Origin of the sequence: Rathayibacter sp. AY1A2, assembly GCF_002930935.1 — a bacterium.
Taxonomy (GTDB): Bacteria; Actinomycetota; Actinomycetes; order Actinomycetales; family Microbacteriaceae; genus Rathayibacter.
In genome coordinates, this window is the sequence record NZ_PSTP01000002.1 from 23,054 (window position 1) to 41,747 (window position 18,694).

The window sequence follows — 18,694 nt, forward strand, 5'->3', positions numbered from 1 at the left end:
CCGTCGCGGGAGCCCCGGACGGACGGGACCCCCTCGCCTCGGCGACAGGGTCCCGTCCGTTCCGTCGTCTCCGGACCCGGCGCCTCAGCGCGCGGCGGACAGACGGGCCAGGCCCTCGTCGAGGGTGACCGACGGGCTCCACTGCAGATCGGCGCGCGTGCGGCGCTGGTCGAACCAGTGCGCGGTCGAGAGCTGCTCGGCGAGGAAGCGGGTCATCGGCGGCTCGTCGGCGCCGGGCCGCACGGCCCACACGCGCTCGACGAGCGAGCCCGCGGCGCGGGCGACGGAGGCGGGGACGGACCAGCGCGGCGGCTCGACGCCCGAGGCGCGGCAGATCCCGGCGAGCAGCTCGGCGACCGGGCGGGGCTCGCCGTTGGTGACGACGTAGGAGCGGCCGTGCACCTCCTCCGCCCGACCGAGAGCGGCGACGATCGCCGAGGCGGCGTTGTCGATGTAAGTGGAGTCGATCAGCGCCTGGCCGTGCCCGAGGAGCGGCAGCCGGCCGGCGCGCGCCCGCTCGACGATGCGGGCGACGAGCTGGGTGTCGCCCGGACCCCAGACCAGGTGCGGGCGCACGGCGACCACCGCGAAGCCCGGGGCGTCGGCCGCCAGCGCCAGCAGCTCGGCGCGGGCCTTGGTGCGCGCGTAGTCGCCGCGGGCGCGGTCCGGATCGGCGGGCTCGGCGTCGTCGCCGGTGATCGAGGAGCCGGAGTGGGCGACGGAGGGCGACGAGATCTGGACGAAGCGGCTCACGCCCGCGCGGGCGGCGGCGGCGAGCAGACGCCGGGTGCCGTCGACGTTCACGCGGTCGAAGTCGCCCGGATCGCCGGCGAGCGAGACCTTCGCGGCGAGGTGCACGACGCCCTCGGCCGCGTCGACGGCCTCCTCGACCGCGCGCGGATCCGTCAGCGAGCCCCGCGCCTCCTCGACGCCCGCGACCCCGGAGGGTCGGCGCTGGAAGGTGCGGACCTCGTGCCCCTGGGCGACGAGGCCCGCGGCCACCGCACCGCCGAGCAGGCCGCTCGCGCCGGTGATCAGGACCCTCACGGCGCCACCATCCGGCCGCCGGCGAGCACGCCCTCAGCCCAGCGCGAGAGCGCGGCCCGGTCGATCTTGGAGTTGTGGCGGATGTCGGTGGGCAGCGCCGGGACGACGAGCACCGCGGCGACGGGCCGGCCGACGGCCGCGCGCACCTCGGCGGCGAGGGCCTCCTCGGCCAGCACCACGCGGCGCGCGCCCGAGCGCAGCTCGACCACGGCGACCAGCTGCGCGACTCCGCGCGGGCCGGCTCCGACGATCGCCGCGCGGGCGACCGGGGCGACGCGCGCCTCGATCCGCTGCTCCGGTCCGACCGGCGTGACGACGCCGTCCGGCGTGACGACGACGTGCGGCATCCTGCCCTCGACCCAGAGGCGGCCGGCGGAGTCGATCCGCCCGACGTCCCCGGTGCGGTGCCAGCGCTCACCCGGGACGGCGCCGATGCGGGCGGCACGGTCGGTGAGCCACAGGCGCTCGTAGTGGTCCTCGACGTGACCGGCAGAGACGACGATCTCGCCGGTCGTGCCGGTGATCTCCTCCGGCTCGTCCGCGGCGCGGCCGTCGGCGTCGAGCGGGGCGATCCGCAGCCGGACGCCCGCGGCGGGCACGCCGACGCAGACGCCTCCGCGCGGATCGTCGTCGGACGCGGCCTCGCGGATGCCCTCCAGCGACGCGTCGGTGAGCAGCAGCCCCTCGGTCATGCCGTAGGGAGTGCGGGCGGAGGCGTTCGGCATGAGCGCCTGCGCCTCGCCGAGCAGTCCCGCCGAGACGGGGGCGCCGGCCGAGAGGAAGGTGCGCACGCCGGCGAGGGCGCGGTGGTCGTCAGTGTCGAGCGCGCCGGCGGTGGCCACGACGTTGGCCAGTGCGGCCGGCGAGAGGAACAGCACGGTCGCGTCGACCCGGGCGGCGGCCGCGGCGACGGCGGCCGCGGTGAGCGTTCGGGGCGCGGTGACGTCCATGTCCGGAGTGGCGGAGCGCGTGCCCAGCGCGGGACCGAGCAGGGCGAAGGGCGCGAAGCCCGCGACGAGCCCGGTGCCCGGTCCGATCCCGTACTGGCGGGCGAGCGCGTCGCGGACGCCGGCGAGCTGGCGGTGCGTGTAGACGACGCCCTTGGCGGGGCCGGTCGAGCCGGAGGTGAACAGGATCGCGGCCACGGCGTCGGCGGCGGGCGCCTCGCCCAGCGCCTCCGGGTCGGCGGCCAGCTCGGCGCGGCCGAGCTCGATCAGCTGCCCGAGCGAGGTGTCGACCCCGAGGGCCGAGGCGGAGGCGCGGGGCAGGGTCTGCGTCGAGACCCGGCCGCCGGGCCAGCGGAGGGCCCGCGCGACGGCGAGGCCGGGCAGGGCGCCGACCACCAGATCCGGCCAGGCACCGCGGACCGCGCGGGTGAGACCGCGCAGGCCCAGGCCCGCGTCGGCGACGACCACGACGGCTCCGATGCGCAGGCACGCGTAGAGCAGCGCCGTCAGGTCGGCACCGGGCGGCACGAGGAGCGAGACGCGGTCGCCCGGGGAGACGCCGGAGGCGCGGAGCCCGGCGGCGAGCTCGCGGACCCGCTGCGAGAGCAGGCGCCACGAGACCGAGCGGGGCCCGCCGCCTCCGGGAGGCGCCATCTCGACCAGGGCGAGCGAGTCGTCCTGCGCGTTGCGGTCGAGGTGCGCCCAGAGCGGCTCGACCGGCGCGGTCGGGCGGCGGACGTCGGGGGCGGGGTCGCCGCCGAACGGCTCCTCGCCGTCGGAGAGGTCGCCCAGCCAGGTGAGGACGGCGGACGAGTAGTCGACGTCCTCGGCCACCAGGTGGCCCGCTCCCTCGTAGCGGTGGACCTGCGCGTGCGGGAGGCGGTCGACGAGGTCGTCGAGGTAGCGGTCGGAGAAGATCGGGTCCAGCGGGCCCCAGAGCATCAGGGCCGGCGTCGTCAGGGCGCTGACGCCCTCGGCGATGCGCTGCAGCTCCGGGTCGCTCGGGTGCGCGGAGTCGACCGGGATGTCGGCGACGAAGCCGCCCACTCCGCCGCGGCGCGACGCGGACCGGTAGGGCGCGCGGTACCCCTCCTTCACCGCGGAGGGCAGCGCCGGGTGCCCCAGCGCGAGGGTCGTCTCGAGGAAGGCCGGCGTGCCGACCGTCGAGGCGCCGAGCACGCCCGACGCGAGCGCGAGCCGGAGCGGGGCCGGGATCGGCTCGTCGGCGCTCTGGTGGATCGCGGTGTTCAGGAGCATCGTGGCGCGCAGCTGCTCCGGGTGGTCGACCGCCCAGCCCAGCGAGACGACTCCGCCCCAGTCGTGGCCGAGGGTGACCACGTCGTCGAGGCCGAGCACGTCGGTGAGGTTGGCGAGCTCGCGCACGCGGTCGGCGAGCGTGTGCAGGGCGCCGGTCCGCTCGGAGAAGCCCATCTCGAGCTGATCGACAGCGACCACCCGCCAGGCGGGGCCTCCGCGGCGGGCGGACTCGAGCGTGGCGGCCGCGAGGCGGCGCCAGAGGTAGGACCAGGTGGGGTTGCCGTGCACGCAGAGGACGGTGCCGACGGGCTCCGTGCCGAGGGCCTCGCCCGTGTCGAGCAGGTGCCAGCGGCGCGGCACGCCCTGGGCGTCCGGAGCGTCGACGAGGCGCGACCACGCGGGATCGAGCCCGTCGAGCCCGGCCGGGGGCAGCTGCGCCGCGGCCGTGGAGCCGAGCGCTCCGCGGATCCGCTCGGCCGGGTGGGGCGCGCTCACCAGGCGATCTCGAGCATCGCGGTGTTGATGCCCGAGCCCACTCCGATGAGCAGCACCCGGTTGCCCGGCTGCAGGGTCTCGGCCTCCTGGGCCAGGGTGATCGGGATCGACGCCGGGCCGACGTTGCCGAGGGTGGGGTAGGTCGTGGGGACGCGGCTGCGGTCGATGCCGACGGCTTTCACCAGGGCGTCGGTGTGGACGTCCGACACCTGGTGCGTGATGTAGCGGTCCATCCCGCTCCAGTTCCAGTCGCGGGTGGCCTCCTTCCACGCCGAGAGGACGAGCTCCATGCCGCCCTTGAGCAGCGCCTTCGCGTCCGTGAACATGCCGTCGACGCTGCCGACGCAGAGCTCGTTGAACTGCGTGGCCGCGCGGGTGATGCCGCCGAGGATGCGGTGGCCCTTGGGGTGCTCGTCGGCCGGGCCGAGGACGGCCGCGGCCGCGCCGGAGCCGAGAGTCAGGCTCGCGAACTCGCTCATGAAGTCCTTGCGCTTGACGCCCTCGCGGCTCAGGCGCTCGATGGTGTTGACCTGGATCTCGTCGGCGTCCTCGCCGTCGATGATGAGCGCGTAGCGAATCTGGCCGGAGTCGATCAGCTGCGCGGCGAGGGTCATGCCGTTGACGAAGCCGAGGCACGCGTTCGCGATGTCGAAGTTGATGGCCGACGAGGGCAGGCCGAGCCCGTGGTGCAGGCGCACGGCTACCGAGGGCTCGAGGTGCTTGCGGGTCACCGACGTGTTGATGATCAGGCCGATCTGGTCGGCGCGGACGCCGGCCTCGGCGAGAGCGCGCTTGCCCGCGTCGATCGCCGCTCCGTCGAAGCCCTGCTCGGAGCCCCAGTTGCGGCGCTCGTGCACGCCGGCGACACGCTGGAGGAGCCCGGTGGGGAGCCGCAGTCGCTTGAGCGCCGGAGCGAGCCGCGCCTCGATCTCGGCCGAGGTGGTCACGCGCGGAGCCAGCGTGGTCGCGACGGACAGCAATGCGACGTTGCGGTGCGTGGTCGTTGCGTTTCCGTCCAACGGAACTCCCTGTCGAGTTGTCGATCCTGGCATGTGCCTCCGTGATTTTACGCTGTCGTTCAGGCTGCGCTTCCTGGACGCCCGCTGGGCGGTCGCGGAACGCGTCCTCGGCGGCCCGGCGGAGGCTCCTCCCCCGGAACGACGGGCGAGGAGCCGCCGAGCCCACACGCGACGCGCGGTGTCAACCCACCCGCCGGGGCGTCAGGTCCCCATCGCCCACGGCTCGCGATCGCCGCGGAGGCGGGCGGCGAGCGCCATCGCCTGCTCGTCGGTCAGGGTCGCGACGTAGTCGACCACACCGCGCCCCCGGCCGAGCCGCTGCAGCGCGGCCGGGTCGGAGGTCGGCCGGCCGCGCTCGTCCGACGGGAGCCAGTCGGGGTGGTCGGCGCGCAGGCGGAAGTAGCCGTCGGTCGCGAGCTCGATCAGGTCGAGCAGCTTCTGCGGAGCCCGCGAGCCGTCGCGCGGATCCTCCAGCCAGGCGTCGAGGTGGGTCACCAGCGTCTCGAGCACCTGCGACTGGCCGCGCTGGTAGGTGGCGAAGTCCGGCCGGTCGATCACGAAGCGCGTGTGCACGAACTTCAGCACGGCCACGTCGTGCCAGGCGTCGGGGAGGAGGGAGAGGTGGCCCGAGCGGACGTTCGGCTCGGCGAGCACCACCACGGAGCGCTGCAGGCGGCCGATCCAGGAGGAGACGAAGGCCTCGATCGCGCGCTCGGTGCGCGTCGATCCGTCGAACGGGAGCGCGAGGAGCCCCTCGACCAGCTCGGTCGACACCCGCTCCACGGAGGCGCGGAAGTGCTCGTCGCTCGCGATCCACGGGTCGCGGGCCACGAGCCTCCGGCGGAGCATCTCGAGCGAGTGCCCGGGGGCGCGCGCCCACAGCTCCTCGGCGTCGAGGGCGGCGAGCGCGTTCTGCTCGCGGAGGAAGGCGCGGAACTCCACGGCGACGGCCGCCTGCTGCAGCACTCCCGCGCGGTAGAAGTCGTCGAGGTCGTGCAGCGAGTAGGCGATGTCGTCGGCGACGTCCATCACCGAGCACTCGAGGGTCTGCTGCCAGGGGGCGATCGCGGCGAAGCCGGAGCGGGCGTCGAGCAGGTCGTCGAGGTCGAGCGTGTACGCCGAGAACTTCGGCGGTGCGGTCTCCCACCGGCTGGCGGTCGAGCCGCGGGGCAGCTCGGTCGGGTCGGCGGAGTCGATGCCGGGGCGGTGGACCGTCCGCCCCCACGGGTACTTGAGCACGGCGGCACGGGAGGCGGCGGTGAGGTTCAGCCCCACCTCCACCGTCTCGCAGACGTCGAGCTCGGAGAGGATCCGGAACGACTGCGCGTTGCCCTCGAAGCCCTCCGCGAGCCCCAGCCGCTCGCGCGCGAGCCGGTCGAGCGCCTGCTCGCCGAGGTGGCCGAACGGAGGGTGGCCGAGGTCGTGCGCGCTGGCCGCGGCCTGCACGACCACCGGGTCGCAGCCGCCGAGCCGCTCGACCAGCTCGCGCTGGGCGGGATCGGTGGTGGTCAGCTGCATCGCGATCGCGCGGGCGACCGCGGTGACCTTGATCGAGTGCGTGAGCCGGTTGTGCACGACCTGGCCGACGCCCGAGGGCGAGATGACCTGGGTCACCGCGGAGAGGCGGGCGAAGTAGGGCGAGAAGCGGATCCGCTCCAGGTCGACGCGGTACTCGGGGTACTCCTCGCCGGTGGCGAACCGGTCGACGGGCTCGGGGATGCGCCGGTCGCGGCGGTGGTCGTGCGGGGCCGAGGCCCGCGGGGCCGTCGTCTCGGGGAGTGCCGGCTCGCTCATGGCTTCACCCTAATCAGGGGCGCGGGGGCGGAGGGACCGCGCCGCTCCGGCGGTCGGCGTCGCTCCTCCGGTCGGCGTCGCTCCTGCGGCGAGACACCGCGTCCGCCGGCGAGGCGCCGCGGGGACGGCCGCGCCTCGGGGAGCGCACGAACACCTCGGCGGTCCGGTGGGCGAGGCCGGCGCCTCGGCGGACGCCGGGACGCCCCGCGGCAGCCCGGCCGACGGGCGAACAGAAGACGGGGGGGCGCGGCCTCCCGTCAGGCGGACTGCTCGCGCGGAGCGACGGCGAGGTGCACGGCCGCGGCGACGACCGCGCCGAGGACGTAGGCCGCGATGTCGAGCCAGGAGAAGGTGGTGCCGACGACGAGGCGGAGCGGCGCCCACAGCTCGACCAGGCGCGCCGCGACTCCGATCGCCTGCAGCTGCTCCATCGCGATCGACCAGGCCAGCGCGATCCCGGCAGCCGTCACGCCCGGGATGCGCGGCAGGAGCACCGCGATCAGCAGCGCCACCAGCACGACGTAGGCCACTCCGCCGGCGAGGTCGGCGAGCAGCCCCGTGAGCACGAACCGCAGCGCCAGGCCCAGGCCGAGCACGGCGACGGCCGCGAGGGCGAAGCGGAGCCGCGCCCTCACCGGGCACGCTCCTCGAGGGCGCGCTGCAGGCGGTCGAGAGCGAGGAGGAACGTGCGGTCGTCGGCCACGCGCCAGCCGAGAGCGGCCGGGGCGGCGACGACCAGGGGCACGAGGACGGTGCGCGGGCGCCGCCTCGCCGTACGCAGGACGGCGGAGGCGGGCGGCGGCGCGAGGACCGCCAGGACCAGCGCGCGGACCCGGTGGGCACCCGAGGGCGAGGTGCCGACGCCCACCGAGACGATCCGATCCCACTCGGCGATGCGCAGGGCGTCCGCGCGCTCGGCGGCGAGCTCGAGTCCGTCGCGGCCGACGGCCAGCACTGCGGCGGCGGCGGCCGGAGCGGCGGAGGCGGGTGCCGCGATCCGGCGCAGCGCCCGGGCGAGCTCGGGAGTGCGCAGGACGGCGAACCCCTCGGTGACCGCGGCGAGCGCCGCCAGCCGGCGCTGCCGCTCCGGGGCGGCCTGGCGGACCCGGGCCCGGACGGCGGCCGGGGCGGGCAGGGGCGCGGCGAGCAGCGCCGTCGGCTCGAACCGCGTGCGCGGGGGCAGCGGGACCGTCGGCGGCGTGCGCGGCGGGGGCTCGCCCCAGTGCGGCGTCGATGCGGGATCCATGCGCCCCTCCCTCCTCGCGCGGCTCCGAGCCGCCCCTGAGATCATCCCTCCTCCGCCCTCCCGCCTTGCCGAGAGGGCTCGGCGGGCTTACGATGGAGTACCCCCCGGGGGTATGCCGCGTCCGGCGTGCCGACCGGACGCCCACCGGGCCGATCGACCGGATCGGACCGGACGCACGACACAGGAGGACCCATGATCACCAGGATCGACCTCGGCCTGACCGCGAGCGGATCGACGGGAGGCTGCGGCTGCGGCGGAGGCGGCGCCTGCGCGTGCGGCGGCCACGGCGACGCCGGCCGCTCCGACGCCGGCCACGCGGCGCAGGGCTCCCTGTCGGCCGCGTCCGTGCAGAGCTTCGGCGTCGCGGGCATGACCTGCGAGCACTGCGTCCGCAGCGTCACCGAGGAGCTCGCCGCCTACCCCGAGGTCTCGGCTGTCGACGTGTCCCTCGCCCCCGACGGGGTCTCGACCGTCACGGTCGGCTCCTCCCGGCCGCTCGGCCGCGAGGAGATCGCCGCCGCCGTCGCCGACGCGGGCTACCGCCTCGCTCCCCTGAGCTGACGTGACCGAGACCACCGGCACCCCGCTCGAGCTCGCCATCGGAGGGATGACCTGCGCCTCCTGCGTCGCGCGGGTCGAGAAGCGCCTCGACGCGCTCCCCGGCGTCCACGCGACGGTCAACCTCGCCCTCGAGCGCGCGACGCTGACCCTCCCGCCCGGCACGACTCCGGCCGACGCGATCGCCGCCGTCGAGGCCGCGGGCTACAGCGCGACGGTCCCCTCCACCGGCGAGGCGGCTCCCGCGGAGGAGCAGGAGGAGCAGAGCGACGACGACCGGGAGCGGCGCGCCCTGCGCACCCGGCTCCGCGTCTCCGCCCTGCTCGCCGTGCCGGTGGTCCTGCTCTCGATGATCCCGCCGCTGCAGTTCGCGAACTGGCAGTGGCTGTGCCTCGCCCTCGCCTCACCGGTTGCGGTCTGGGGCGCGCTGCCCTTCCACCGCAACGCCTGGCGGGCGCTGCGGCACGGCTCCACCACCATGGACACCCTGATCAGCCTCGGGGTCAGCGCCTCCTTCGCCTGGTCGGTCTGGGCTCTGTTCCTCGGCGACGCCGGCCGGCCCGGCATGAGCATGCCGTTCGAGCTGCTGGGCAGCCGGTCCGGCCACGACGAGATCTACCTCGAGGTCGCCGCCGCCGTCCCTGTCCTCGTGCTGGCCGGCCGCTACCTGGAGGCGCGGTCGAAGCGCGACGCCGGTGCGGCGCTCCGGGCGCTCCTCCGCCTCGGCGCGAAGGACGCCGTGCGCGTCGCCGCCGACGGGCAGGAGGAGCGCGTGCCCGCGTCCTCGCTCGCCGTCGGCGACCTCCTCCGCGTGCGCCCCGGCGAGACCGTCGCCGCCGACGGCACCGTGCTCGAGGGCTCGAGCGCGATCGACGCGAGCATGCTCACCGGCGAGAGCGTGCCGGTCGAGGTCGGCCCGGGCTCGACCGTGACCGGCGGAGTGCTCAACGCCCACGGCCTGCTCACCGTCCGCGTCGACCGCGTCGGCTCCGAGACCACGCTCGCGCGGATGGGCCGCCTCGTCTCGGACGCGCAGGCCGGCAAGGCGCGCGTCCAGCGGCTCGCCGACCGCGTCTCCTCCGTCTTCGTGCCGGTCGTGGTGGTGCTCGCCCTGGCCACCCTCGCCGGCTGGCTGATCGCCGGCGCCGACCTCGCCGCCGCCGTCTCTCCCGCCGTCGCCGTCCTCGTCGTCGCCTGCCCGTGCGCGCTGGGCCTGGCCACCCCGACCGCCGTCCTCGTCGGCACCGGCCGCGGCTCCCAGCTCGGGATCCTCCTCCGCGGGCCGGAGGTGCTCGAGGCCGGGCGCCGGATCGACACGGTCGTGCTCGACAAGACCGGCACGCTCACCACCGGCGCCTTCCAGGTCGTCGAGTCCAGCGACGACGAGAGCCTGCGGTTGCTCGCCGCCGTCGAGCGCGGGTCGGAGCATCCGCTCGCCGCGGCGATCGTGGCCGGGGCCGCGCACCTCGACGTCCCCGAGGCGACCGGATTCCGCTCCAGCACCGGGTTCGGCGTGCGTGCCCGGGTCGAGGGCCGCCTGGTCGTCGCCGGCCGGCTGCGCTGGCTGGAGGAGCAGTGGGGCTTCGCGCCGGGCGGTCTCGCCGAGCGCGCCGAGCGAGCGACCGCCGAGGGCGGCACCGTCGTCGGCGTCGGCTGGGAGGGGGCGCTGCGCGGCTTCGCGGTCCTCCGCGACGAGCCGAGGCCGGAGGCGTCCCGCACCGTCCGCGCCCTGCGCGAGCGGGGCCTGCGGGTGATGGTGCTGACCGGCGACAACCCGCGGGCGGCGCAGGCCGTCGCCTCGGCCGTCGGCATCGACGAGGTCGTCGCCGAGGTGCTGCCGGAGGAGAAGCTCGCGGTGATCGAGCGCCTCCGTGCGGAGGGCCGCCACGTCGCCTTCGTCGGCGACGGTGTGAACGACGCCGCCGCGCTGGCCGCCGCGGACGTGGGGATCGCGATGGGCGCCGGATCGGACGCGGCGATCGAGGCGAGCGACATCACCCTCGTCGGCGACGACCTCGGCCGGGTGCCCGACGCCCTGCGCCTCGGGCGCCGCACCCTTGCGGTCATCCGGGGCAACCTGTTCTGGGCCTTCGCCTACAACGTGGCCGCGATCCCGCTCGCGATGGCCGGACTCCTGGGGCCGCTCGTGGCCGGCGCCGCGATGGCGTTCTCGAGCGTCTTCGTCGTGCTGAACAGCCTGCGGCTGCGGTCGTTCCGCTGAGTCCCGGCGGGCCGTCCGGAGTTCCCTCGCGGAGCTCTTGACGGCCCGCCCGCGGATGGCGAGGGTGAGCGCACGAGCCTCTTCATCACCTGCCCGGTCGACGACGTCGAGCGCGCCACCGCCTTCTACACCGCGCTCGGCTGGATCCTGAACGCCGAGATGTCCCGCGAGGACGTCTCCTGCTTCGGGATCGGTCCCGACACGTCCGTCATGCTCGCGAGCCGCGCGATGTACGAGAGCGTCGGCGCCACCGAGGAGCTGATCGGCGCCCCCGGCACCCCCTCGAAGGTGACCGTCTCGTTCGACCTCGACAGCCGCGAGGCCGTCGACGAGCTCGTCGAGCGGGCCGCCGCCGCGGGAGGCCGGATCGGCGACACCGACGACTACCCCTTCATGTACCAGCGCCAGTTCGACGACCTCGACGGCTACCACTACTCCCCGTTCTGGATGAAGCCGGGCGGCGACGCGGCGGAGTGACGGGGCGGCGCGGACTCACTCCGCGTGCCGCAGGCGGTGCCGCCGGACCGCGGCCCGGTTCGCGCAGCGGACGGAGCAGTACCGCTGCCGGCCGTTCCGCGTCACGTCGACGATGACGTTCCTGCAGTGGTCGCCCGGCGCCCGACCGGCCTCGCACCGCAGGAGGCGGCTCATCCCCCGGGTCGTCAGGTGCAGCGCCGTGCCGACCGCGATGACGGCGTGGAGGACGTGCGCCAGGGACTGGTCCTGGTCGCGGTAGTGCAGGTGCCAGCCCTCGTCGTCGTGGTCGGTCAGGCGCGGATACGCGGCGATCGCGGCCATCTGGCGGTTCAGCGACGTCGCCCGGTCGCTCGGAGTCGGCGCGTCGACCACCTCGAGCCACTCGTCGATCACGTCGCGCGTCCGGGCGTGGTCGTCCGGGCCGGACTCGAAGGCCATCGTCATGCCGTATTCGCGCGTTCGAGCCTCGATGCCCTCGCGGTCGGACGGCCAGTCGTTCGCGAGGGAGGCGGCGAGCAGGACCGCGTACTCGCCGTAAGGGTTGAGCTGCATAAGACCATGACAGCACAGTGGCTCCAATGCGCACCTCCACACCCTCCCCGCACCCCTCCGAGCCGCTCGCCCCCGCCGTCGATCCGCACGAGCACGGCTGGACGACCGAGTCGGCCCACCGGACCAGCGAGGGCGTCGTCGTGTACGTCCGCTGCGACGACTGCTGGACGCGGCGCGTGGACGTGCGGACCGGGCACCAGGATCCCCCTGCCGCTCTCAGCCGCGTCCTGCCCGCCTCCGACGACCGCTCCCGCCGTGGAGCAGAGGGAGGATGAGGGCATGATCGCCGACCTGACCCTCCCCCGCGACGCCGGCCCCGGGGTGAGGAGCCTCCTCCTCCGCCGCGCGGTGCTCCACGACCTCCCCGCGCTCGTCCGGCTCCTCTCCGACGACCCGATCAGCGCCGGGCGCGGAGACGTCGCCGCCGAGGAGGACGGGGCCGCCTACGAGGCCGCCTTCCGGAGCATCGCGCAGGACCCGGGCAACGATCTCGTGGTCGCGGTGGACGGCGCCGGAGCCGTGGTCGGCACGCTGCAGCTGACCGTGATCCCCGGGATGGCGCGCCGCGGCAGCTCCCGCCTGCTCGTCGAAGCGGTCCGGGTGGCGAGCGCCGAGCGGTCGGCGGGGATCGGCACGGCCCTGATGCGCTGGGTGCTGGACGTCGCTGCGATCGAGCTCCGCACGCCGCTCGTCCAGCTGACCTCGGACGCCGCCCGCACCGACGCCCACCGCTTCTACCTGCGCCTGGGCTTCGTCGACTCGCACGTGGGCTTCAAGCGCCGCGTCGAGCTGCCGGGCTCGTAGCGGCGGCGCGGGCAGCCCGTCCGGACGCCTGATCGGCGTGTCCCCGCAAGCACGACCGGCGCAGGAGGGGACGCCCCGAGCGGAGGCCCGGACGGCACCGCTCGCCTCTCCCCGGCCGACGTGATTGGCTGGCCCGATGAGAACCGAGACCCGCCAGGGCGTCCCCCTCCTGCTCGTCGACGACGACGGAGGCGCGCTCTCGACCCCGGACGACGCGATCGCGCTCATCGGCGAGACCTACGGCGGCGACGTCGAGACGATCGTGGTGCCCGTCGGGCGGCTCGACCCCGAGTTCCTCCGCCTGCGCTCCGGCATCGCCGGCGAGTTCGTGCAGAAGTTCGTCTCGTACGGCAAGCGGCTGGTGATCCTCGGCGACGTCAGCGGGCCGGTGGCGGAGTCGAGCGCGCTGCAGGCCTTCGTCATAGAGTCGAACCGCGGCGACCACCTCTGGTTCGCCGCCGACCTCGAGGCGCTCGACGCCCGCCTCCGCAGCTCCGGGACCGCGAACGAGCCCGGCGCCGACGGCGGAGTGGAGCCGACGCCCGGCCCCGCCCGCTGATGCCCCTGCTCCAGCCCGGCCCCGACGGCTCTCCACCCGAGGTCGACGGTCCGGTCCGCCTCCTCCTGCTCGCCGACACGCACCTCCCGAAGCGGGCGAAGGCCCTCCCGGACGAGGTGTGGCGCGCGGTCGACGAGGCCGACCTGGTCGTGCACGCGGGCGACTGGGTCGACGAGGCGACGCTGGACGCGCTGGAGGAGCGGGCGGCGCTCCTGCTGGCCGTGTGGGGCAACAACGATCCGGAGCCGCTGCGCGCCCGCCTGCCCGAGGTCGCGCGCGCCCGCGTCGCCGGCCTCGACGTCCGCGTGGTGCACGAGACCGGAGCGGCGACCGGCCGCGAGACCCGCGCCGACGCCGCCCATCCGGGTGCCGACATGCTCGTCTTCGGGCACAGCCACATCCCCTGGGACACCGTCTCCCCGGCGGGTCTCCGCCTGCTCAATCCGGGCTCCCCGACGGATCGGAGGCGCCAGCCGGCCTGCACCTTCCTGACCGCCGTCGCCGACGACGGAGCGCTCCGCGACGTGCACCTGACCGCCCTGCCGCTCCGGGCACGAACCATTCCCGGCGGCGGCGCAAGGGGGTCACAGAGCATTTAGGTCGGCCTAAGCTCACCTGGATGAGCAGCTCACACGACCACCCCGACTCCGCGCACCTGCGCCCGGAGGGTCTCGACGACGCCACCGTGGCGGCGCTCGGGAAGCTCTCGGAGGCGCTCGAGACGGTCGAGCACGCCCGCGGTCTGCTCTACGGCTTCCACCGGCTCACCGGCGCGGCCGACCTCGCTCTGGGCGAGGCCGTCGACGCGCTGCGCGAGGCCGGCCACGCCGCGACCGCCGAGCGGATCGAGGCCGAGCTCGTCGGCCGCAACGTCATCGAGGGGCGCTGGACCTTCCAGATCGTCGAGGACTACGACGACACCTACTACGCCGCGTTCCGGGAGCAGGAGCGCGCCGCGCGCGACGAGCTCGCCGGCGGACGCCGCCACCTCTTCGAGTCCGAGATGAAGGAGGACCGCCGCTCCGGCGGCCGCCGCCACCACGAGTCGCGCCCGGAGGCGGGCTCGTGAACGCCGTCATCCGGATGCACGCCTCGTCGCTGCGGGTCAAGGCGGTCACGCCGGGCCGCGGCGGACGCGGCACGCCTCCCGAGCCCGAGGCGACGATGCGGCGCACCACGCTCAGCATCGACGGCCGTCGCTTCCTCCTCGCCGTCTCCCTCGACACCGAGGAGCTCGAGAAGCGCCTGGTCGAGGCCGTGCGCAACCGCGGCGACATGGTGAGCTTCACGGTCGCCGGCGAGCGCGAGGTCTGCGTGCTGGTCTCCCCGGGCGTCGCGGTCATCCTCGAGCACGAGGACGTCCCGGTCGAGGATCCGGACGCCGAGGACGCGCCGATCCTGTACGACGACGTCGAGTACCTGACCTGATCCGTCGGCGGCCGGTCCCGGCCGCCGGTCCGGGCGCGGCCTCTCGACTCGGGTCGTCCGTCCGCTCAGACCGCCCCGGTGCTCGCCCACAGGTGGAACGCCGCGTGCGCCCGGTGCGGCCGCCACGCCTGCGACGCCGCCTCCGCCTCCGCCGTGCTCACCCGGCCGAGCGCCTTCCGCAGCACCAGGTCGCCGGCGGGGAAGGCGTCCGGATCGCCGAGGAACCGGAGCGCGAGGTAGTCGGCCGTCCACGGCCCGATGCCCGGGATCGCGAGGAGCGCGCGCCGCTGCTCCGGCAGGTCGCCCGCGCGGTCGAGCACGGGTCCGGCGGCGAAGGCCTCGGCGACGGCACGGACCGTCCGCGCCCGGGCGTTGGTGATCCCGATCGCCGAGCGCAGCGCCTCGAACTCCGGCGCGAGCAGGGCGGCGGGTGCGGGGAACGCCAGCAGACCGCGCTCCCCCGGGGCGCCGAAGGCCGCGGCGGTCCGTCCGCCGAAGGTCCGGGCCGCGGCGACGGACACCTGCTGGCCGAGGACCGCCATGACCGCCGCCTCGAACGCCTCCGGGTACTGCGTCGCGCGCAGCCCCGGTCGGGCCGCAACGGAGCGGGCGAGCAGCGGGTCCCGCGAGAGCTCGGCGCCGATCGCCACCACATCGGAGTCGAGGTCGAACCAGGCACGGACGACCGCGGCCGCCGGCGTCAGCACGTCCGGCTCCGCCTCCACCCGCAGCCCGGTCTCCGTCACCTCGAGCGCGATCGGCCGCGGCGCCCCGTCGAGGGTGAGCAGGCGCTCCAGGCGCCGGCCGTCGGCCGAGACCCGCTCCACTCCGGGGAGGGCGTGGTTGCGGAGGAGGCTCGCGGCGCCGGCTGAGTCGAAGGGCCCGAGGGCCGGCAGGTCGAGGGAGGACGTCTCGTTCAGGGGAGCAGGACCGTCTTGCCGCGCGCGCGGCCCGACTCGACGAGGGCGAGCGCGGCGGCCGCCTCGGTCAGCGGGAAGGAGGGCCCGAGCACGACCTCGAGCTCTCCGCGACCGGCGCGGTCGAGCAGGCCCGGCCGGGCGGCGTCGCGGAGCGCGGTTCCGGGATCGGCTCCCGGTCCGCCGCCGAGCATCAGGATCCCGCCGAGGCGGGCGGCGTGCTCGAAGCCGGCCACAGTGGCGATGCGCGAGCGGTCGGCGACCAGAGCCACCGAGGCGTCCAGCGCCTCGTCGATGCCCGCCGTGTCCAGCGCGACGTCGACGCCGCCGGGGGCCAGGACGCGCACGCGCTCCTCCAGCCCGGCGCCGTAGCGGACCGGCTCCGCGCCGAAGCGGCGGACGACCTCCTCGCCGCGCTCGCTCGTGGTGCCCAGCACCCGAGCTCCGCGGGCGACCGCGAGCTGCACAGCGAGCGAACCGACGGCTCCGCTCGCCCCGTGCACCAGGACGGTGTCCCCGGAGGAGACGCGGGTGGCCTCGACGAGGTGCTCGGCGGTCGTCCCGGCCAGCAGCAGGCCCGCGGCCGCCGCCCAGCCGAGCCCGGCGGGCTTGGGCAGGACCGCGCTCGCGGGCGCGACCAGCTCGGCGGAGTAGCCGCCGGAGACCCGGAACGCCACGACCTCGTCGCCCACGCGGATCTGGCCGAGCGGCCCCTCGGCCCCCTCGCCGACCGCGGTCACGACTCCGGAGATCTCGCTGCCCGGCCGGACCGGCACCCGCCCGCGCCCGAACATCCCGCGCAGGAGCTTCGCGTCGGCCGGGTTCACGCCCGCGGCGCGCACCGCGATCCGCACCCTGCCGGGCGTCGGCTCCCCCGGATCGACCTCGACGGCGCGCAGCGCCTCCGGCCCGTCGAATCCCTCGGCCTGCATCGCGACGACCATGCGTCCGCCTCCCGTCCCCGTGCGCCTGCGCACCCGAGCGCGACGCTAGCAGCAGCGTCCGACCCCCGGATCCCCTGCGGAGAGCGCGGCAGCCGACCGAGAACGCCCGTTCTGGTACCGCCTACCATGGAGGGATGTCCCCGATCCTCGACGAGCGCCCTCCCCGCGAGGCGATCCTCGCGGCCGCCGACCGGCTCTACTACGAGCGCGGCATCCAGTCCGTCGGGATGGACGAGCTCCGCACGGCCGCGGGCGTCTCGCTGAAGCGCCTCTACTCGGAGTTCCCGAGCAAGGAGTCGGTGGTGGTCGCCGTCCTGCACGGCCGGCACGAGCAGTGGACCCTCGGCGTGACCACCCGGGTCGCCGCGGCGGACGGACCTCGCGGCAAGCTGCTCGCGATCTACGACTTCCTCTTCGACTGGTTCTCCGAGGACTCGTTCCGCGGCTGCGGCTTCATCAACGCCTTCGGGGAGCTCGGCTCGTCGAACCCGATGGTCGCCGAGATGGCGCGCGACCACAAGGAGACGTTCCAGCGCTTCCTCGCGACCCTCGCCGAGGAGGCGGGTGGCGGCGCCGAGCTCGCCGCGCAGCTCGCGATCCTCGCCGAGGGCGCCCAGACCACCGCGGCCATCGCCGGAACCCCGGAGGCCGCCCTGCACGCGCGTCGCGCCGCCGAGATCCTCATCGACGCGGAGACGCGCCCCGTCTGAGGCACGCCGCGCGCGGGATCAGGCCTCGCCGCCCCCGGGCGGGCCGACCACCAGCAGCGCCGCGAAGACGACGGCGACCAGAGCCAGGACCAGCGCCCCGGCGAGCACGGGCCGCGCGAGCGCCCAGCGGAGGAGCCGGCTCGTCACGCGCCGGTCGCGCGGGTCGTCCGTCGCGTGCGTCCGCCACGGGCCCTCCAGCAGGCCGCGGCGCTCGAAGCCGCGCTCCAGCGGGACCGTCGCGTAGGGCACGACCGCGCTGACGACCGCGAGCGCCGTCGCACCCGCCGACCACCGCTGGTTCACCGCGAGCACCAGGGCCGCGGCTCCGTAGGCGAGGAACGCGAACCCGTGGATCGGCCCGGCGACGCTCACCGGCCAGTCGCCGGCTCCGGCCGCGTACTTCAGCAGCATCCCGACGATCAGGAGAGTCCAGGTCACCGCCTCGACGATCGACAGCAGGCGGAAGAGGCGGCGCGGGCTCATGGGATCGGCTCCGTTCGGTCCGCGGCGACGCGGCTCGGGGTCGGTCGAGGGTCGCCCGGAGCCTACGGGAGCACGATCGCGAGGAACCTGAGCGGACGAGGACCGCTCGGGGCGCTCAGCCCAGCCAGCCGGTGAGCGAGAGGGCCGTCACCGCGCCGACCAGGCCCGCGGCGACGAGGGCGACCGTGCCCGTGACTCCGCTGCGGGAGGGGGCTGCGGCGGGGCCGCCGGCCAGGCGCGCCCAGAGCCGGCGTGCCACCTCCTCGGCGGAGGGGCGGTCGGCCGGATCGAGAGCGGTCATCGCGGTCAGCAGCTCGCGCCACTCCGCCGGGACCGACTCCGGGACGACGGGCGCGTGGTGGAGGCGCTGGATCGAGATCTCGAGCGTCGTGCCGGTGTAGGCCCTGCGGCCCGAGACGGCCTCGAGCAGGACCAGCCCGAGCGAGTAGACGTCGGACGCCGGTCCGACCGGGCCGGAGCCGAGGCTCTCGGGGCTGAGGTACGCGGCGGTGCCCACCAGCACGTCGGAGCGGGTGAGCCGGGCGTCGTCGACCGAGCGGGCGATCCCGAAGTCGCTGAGCTTGGCCTCGTGCGCGGAGAAGCCGGATGCGGTGGCGCGCGAGCGGACGAGGACGTTCTCGGGCTTCACGTCGCGGTGGAGGACGCCCTGCGCGTGCAGGTGCGCGAGAGCATCGGCCACTTGAGCCCCGACCTCCGCGATGAGCCGCGGATCGCCGGAGCCGAACCAGTCGGCCGCCGGGTCGCTGCGGTCGAAGTACTCGAGGACGAGGAACGCGAGGTCGCCCTCCTCGCCGGGGATCTCGCCCTGGTCGAGGACGTCCACCACGGAGGCGTGACGCGAGTCGATCAGGAAGCGGATCTCGCGCTCGCGACGCGCCCGCTCGTTGGGGGTGTCCGGGACGTCGCGGTGGACCTTGACCGCGACCTGGCGGGCGAGGCGGAGGTCGCGGGCGCGGTAGACGACGGCGCTGCCGCCCTCCCCCACCCGCTCGAGCACGAGGTAGCGACCGGCCAGGGTGGAGCCGACCAGCGGATCCACGACGTCGGCCAGGAGCGGCTGCAGGCGGTCGAGTTCGTCCAGCACGGGCAGCTCCCTTCGCGAATGAGTCACTAGCTCGTCTAACTAGTAGTCCCTTCGTAGTGGTCGCCGCCCTTCCAGGCAAGCACTTCGGGGGAGGTTGGCTTGTCTAGATGTTCTTGCTACGAGACTGTCTA

Annotated in this window: 21 protein-coding genes; 10 read left to right on the forward strand and 11 right to left on the reverse strand. The window is 75.5% G+C overall.

What is annotated here, in order from left to right:
* Positions 1–84 precede the first annotated feature (84 nt).
* The 6 genes from C5B93_RS02570 to C5B93_RS17095 all read right to left on the reverse strand — a co-directional run bounded on the left by C5B93_RS02570 (position 85) and on the right by C5B93_RS17095 (position 7,805).
* Entirely contained in the window at positions 85–1,047 is a 963-nt protein-coding gene (locus tag C5B93_RS02570; RefSeq protein WP_104291701.1) for an NAD(P)-dependent oxidoreductase, read from the reverse strand.
* Positions 1,044–3,746, reverse strand: a complete 2,703-nt coding sequence (locus C5B93_RS02575) for an alpha/beta fold hydrolase (RefSeq protein WP_258068108.1) — start codon at positions 3,744–3,746, stop codon at positions 1,044–1,046. Before C5B93_RS02575 ends, C5B93_RS02570 begins: the two co-directional genes overlap by 4 nt.
* Positions 3,743–4,798: a 3-oxoacyl-ACP synthase III gene (locus C5B93_RS02580; protein WP_104224183.1), complete on the reverse strand. Its 1,056-nt coding sequence runs from the start codon at positions 4,796–4,798 to the stop codon at positions 3,743–3,745. The genes C5B93_RS02575 and C5B93_RS02580 overlap by 4 nt, the downstream gene beginning before the upstream one ends.
* A 168-nt stretch (positions 4,799–4,966) precedes the next feature.
* Entirely contained in the window at positions 4,967–6,559 is a 1,593-nt protein-coding gene (locus C5B93_RS02585; RefSeq protein ID WP_104224182.1) for a deoxyguanosinetriphosphate triphosphohydrolase family protein, read from the reverse strand.
* A 257-nt stretch (positions 6,560–6,816) separates the two neighbouring features.
* Positions 6,817–7,194, reverse strand: a complete 378-nt coding sequence (locus C5B93_RS17090) for a DUF2809 domain-containing protein (protein WP_181027128.1) — start codon at positions 7,192–7,194, stop codon at positions 6,817–6,819.
* Positions 7,191–7,805 carry a hypothetical protein gene (locus tag C5B93_RS17095; protein WP_181068299.1) on the reverse strand — a complete coding sequence of 205 codons (615 nt, stop codon included), beginning with the start codon at positions 7,803–7,805 and terminating at the stop codon, positions 7,191–7,193. Before C5B93_RS17095 ends, C5B93_RS17090 begins: the two co-directional genes overlap by 4 nt.
* A 192-nt stretch (positions 7,806–7,997) precedes the next feature.
* Here C5B93_RS17095 and C5B93_RS17580 point away from each other — a divergent pair, with 192 nt between their 5' ends.
* The 3 genes from C5B93_RS17580 (at position 7,998) to C5B93_RS02605 (ending at position 11,061) form a co-directional block, all read left to right on the forward strand.
* Positions 7,998–8,366, forward strand: a complete 369-nt coding sequence (locus C5B93_RS17580) for a heavy-metal-associated domain-containing protein (protein ID WP_104291703.1) — start codon at positions 7,998–8,000, stop codon at positions 8,364–8,366.
* A 1-nt stretch (position 8,367) separates the two neighbouring features.
* Positions 8,368–10,584, forward strand: coding sequence for a cation-translocating P-type ATPase (locus C5B93_RS02600; protein WP_258068109.1), 2,217 nt, complete (start codon positions 8,368–8,370; stop codon positions 10,582–10,584).
* Between the two features lie 84 nt (positions 10,585–10,668).
* Positions 10,669–11,061 (forward strand): VOC family protein, encoded by a 393-nt coding sequence (locus tag C5B93_RS02605; protein WP_104291704.1) that lies wholly within the window; start codon positions 10,669–10,671, stop codon positions 11,059–11,061.
* Between the two features lie 15 nt (positions 11,062–11,076).
* On the opposite strand, the gene C5B93_RS02610 is transcribed toward C5B93_RS02605, so the two are convergent.
* A complete protein-coding gene (locus C5B93_RS02610) occupies positions 11,077–11,613 on the reverse strand; it encodes a CGNR zinc finger domain-containing protein (RefSeq protein WP_104266710.1) in 537 nt (178 codons plus the stop codon).
* Between the two features lie 26 nt (positions 11,614–11,639).
* Between C5B93_RS02610 and C5B93_RS02615 the strand changes: the two genes are divergently transcribed.
* The 6 genes from C5B93_RS02615 to C5B93_RS02640 all read left to right on the forward strand — a co-directional run bounded on the left by C5B93_RS02615 (position 11,640) and on the right by C5B93_RS02640 (position 14,404).
* Positions 11,640–11,888 (forward strand): hypothetical protein, encoded by a 249-nt coding sequence (locus tag C5B93_RS02615; RefSeq protein WP_104291705.1) that lies wholly within the window; start codon positions 11,640–11,642, stop codon positions 11,886–11,888.
* Positions 11,889–11,892: 4 nt separating this feature from the next.
* Complete coding sequence (locus C5B93_RS02620) at positions 11,893–12,417, forward strand: GNAT family N-acetyltransferase (RefSeq protein WP_104291706.1); 525 nt, start codon at positions 11,893–11,895, stop codon at positions 12,415–12,417.
* 136 nt (positions 12,418–12,553) lie between these two features.
* Positions 12,554–12,976 carry a DUF4180 domain-containing protein gene (locus C5B93_RS02625; protein WP_104282452.1) on the forward strand — a complete coding sequence of 141 codons (423 nt, stop codon included), beginning with the start codon at positions 12,554–12,556 and terminating at the stop codon, positions 12,974–12,976.
* Complete coding sequence (locus C5B93_RS02630; protein WP_104291707.1) at positions 12,976–13,575, forward strand: metallophosphoesterase; 600 nt, start codon at positions 12,976–12,978, stop codon at positions 13,573–13,575. Before C5B93_RS02625 ends, C5B93_RS02630 begins: the two co-directional genes overlap by 1 nt.
* 20 nt (positions 13,576–13,595) lie before the next feature.
* On the forward strand, positions 13,596–14,045 hold the full coding sequence (locus C5B93_RS02635) for a hypothetical protein (RefSeq protein WP_104224173.1): 450 nt from the start codon (positions 13,596–13,598) through the stop codon (positions 14,043–14,045).
* Complete coding sequence (locus C5B93_RS02640; protein ID WP_104224172.1) at positions 14,042–14,404, forward strand: hypothetical protein; 363 nt, start codon at positions 14,042–14,044, stop codon at positions 14,402–14,404. The genes C5B93_RS02635 and C5B93_RS02640 overlap by 4 nt, the downstream gene beginning before the upstream one ends.
* 65 nt (positions 14,405–14,469) lie before the next feature.
* Here the strand turns inward: C5B93_RS02640 and C5B93_RS02645 are convergent, their stop codons facing one another.
* Both C5B93_RS02645 and C5B93_RS02650 read right to left on the reverse strand, forming a co-directional pair.
* Positions 14,470–15,324, reverse strand: a complete 855-nt coding sequence (locus C5B93_RS02645) for an AlkA N-terminal domain-containing protein (protein ID WP_308471004.1) — start codon at positions 15,322–15,324, stop codon at positions 14,470–14,472.
* Positions 15,321–16,298, reverse strand: coding sequence for an NADP-dependent oxidoreductase (locus tag C5B93_RS02650; protein WP_258068110.1), 978 nt, complete (start codon positions 16,296–16,298; stop codon positions 15,321–15,323). Before C5B93_RS02650 ends, C5B93_RS02645 begins: the two co-directional genes overlap by 4 nt.
* A gap of 101 nt (positions 16,299–16,399) precedes the next feature.
* Here C5B93_RS02650 and C5B93_RS02655 point away from each other — a divergent pair, with 101 nt between their 5' ends.
* Positions 16,400–16,975 carry a TetR/AcrR family transcriptional regulator gene (locus tag C5B93_RS02655; protein ID WP_104224170.1) on the forward strand — a complete coding sequence of 192 codons (576 nt, stop codon included), beginning with the start codon at positions 16,400–16,402 and terminating at the stop codon, positions 16,973–16,975.
* A gap of 18 nt (positions 16,976–16,993) precedes the next feature.
* On the opposite strand, the gene C5B93_RS02660 is transcribed toward C5B93_RS02655, so the two are convergent.
* Both C5B93_RS02660 and C5B93_RS02665 read right to left on the reverse strand, forming a co-directional pair.
* Positions 16,994–17,458: a DUF3817 domain-containing protein gene (locus tag C5B93_RS02660; protein WP_104225947.1), complete on the reverse strand. Its 465-nt coding sequence runs from the start codon at positions 17,456–17,458 to the stop codon at positions 16,994–16,996.
* 115 nt (positions 17,459–17,573) lie between these two features.
* Positions 17,574–18,563: a serine/threonine-protein kinase gene (locus C5B93_RS02665; RefSeq protein ID WP_181068300.1), complete on the reverse strand. Its 990-nt coding sequence runs from the start codon at positions 18,561–18,563 to the stop codon at positions 17,574–17,576.
* Positions 18,564–18,694: the final 131 nt, after the last annotated feature.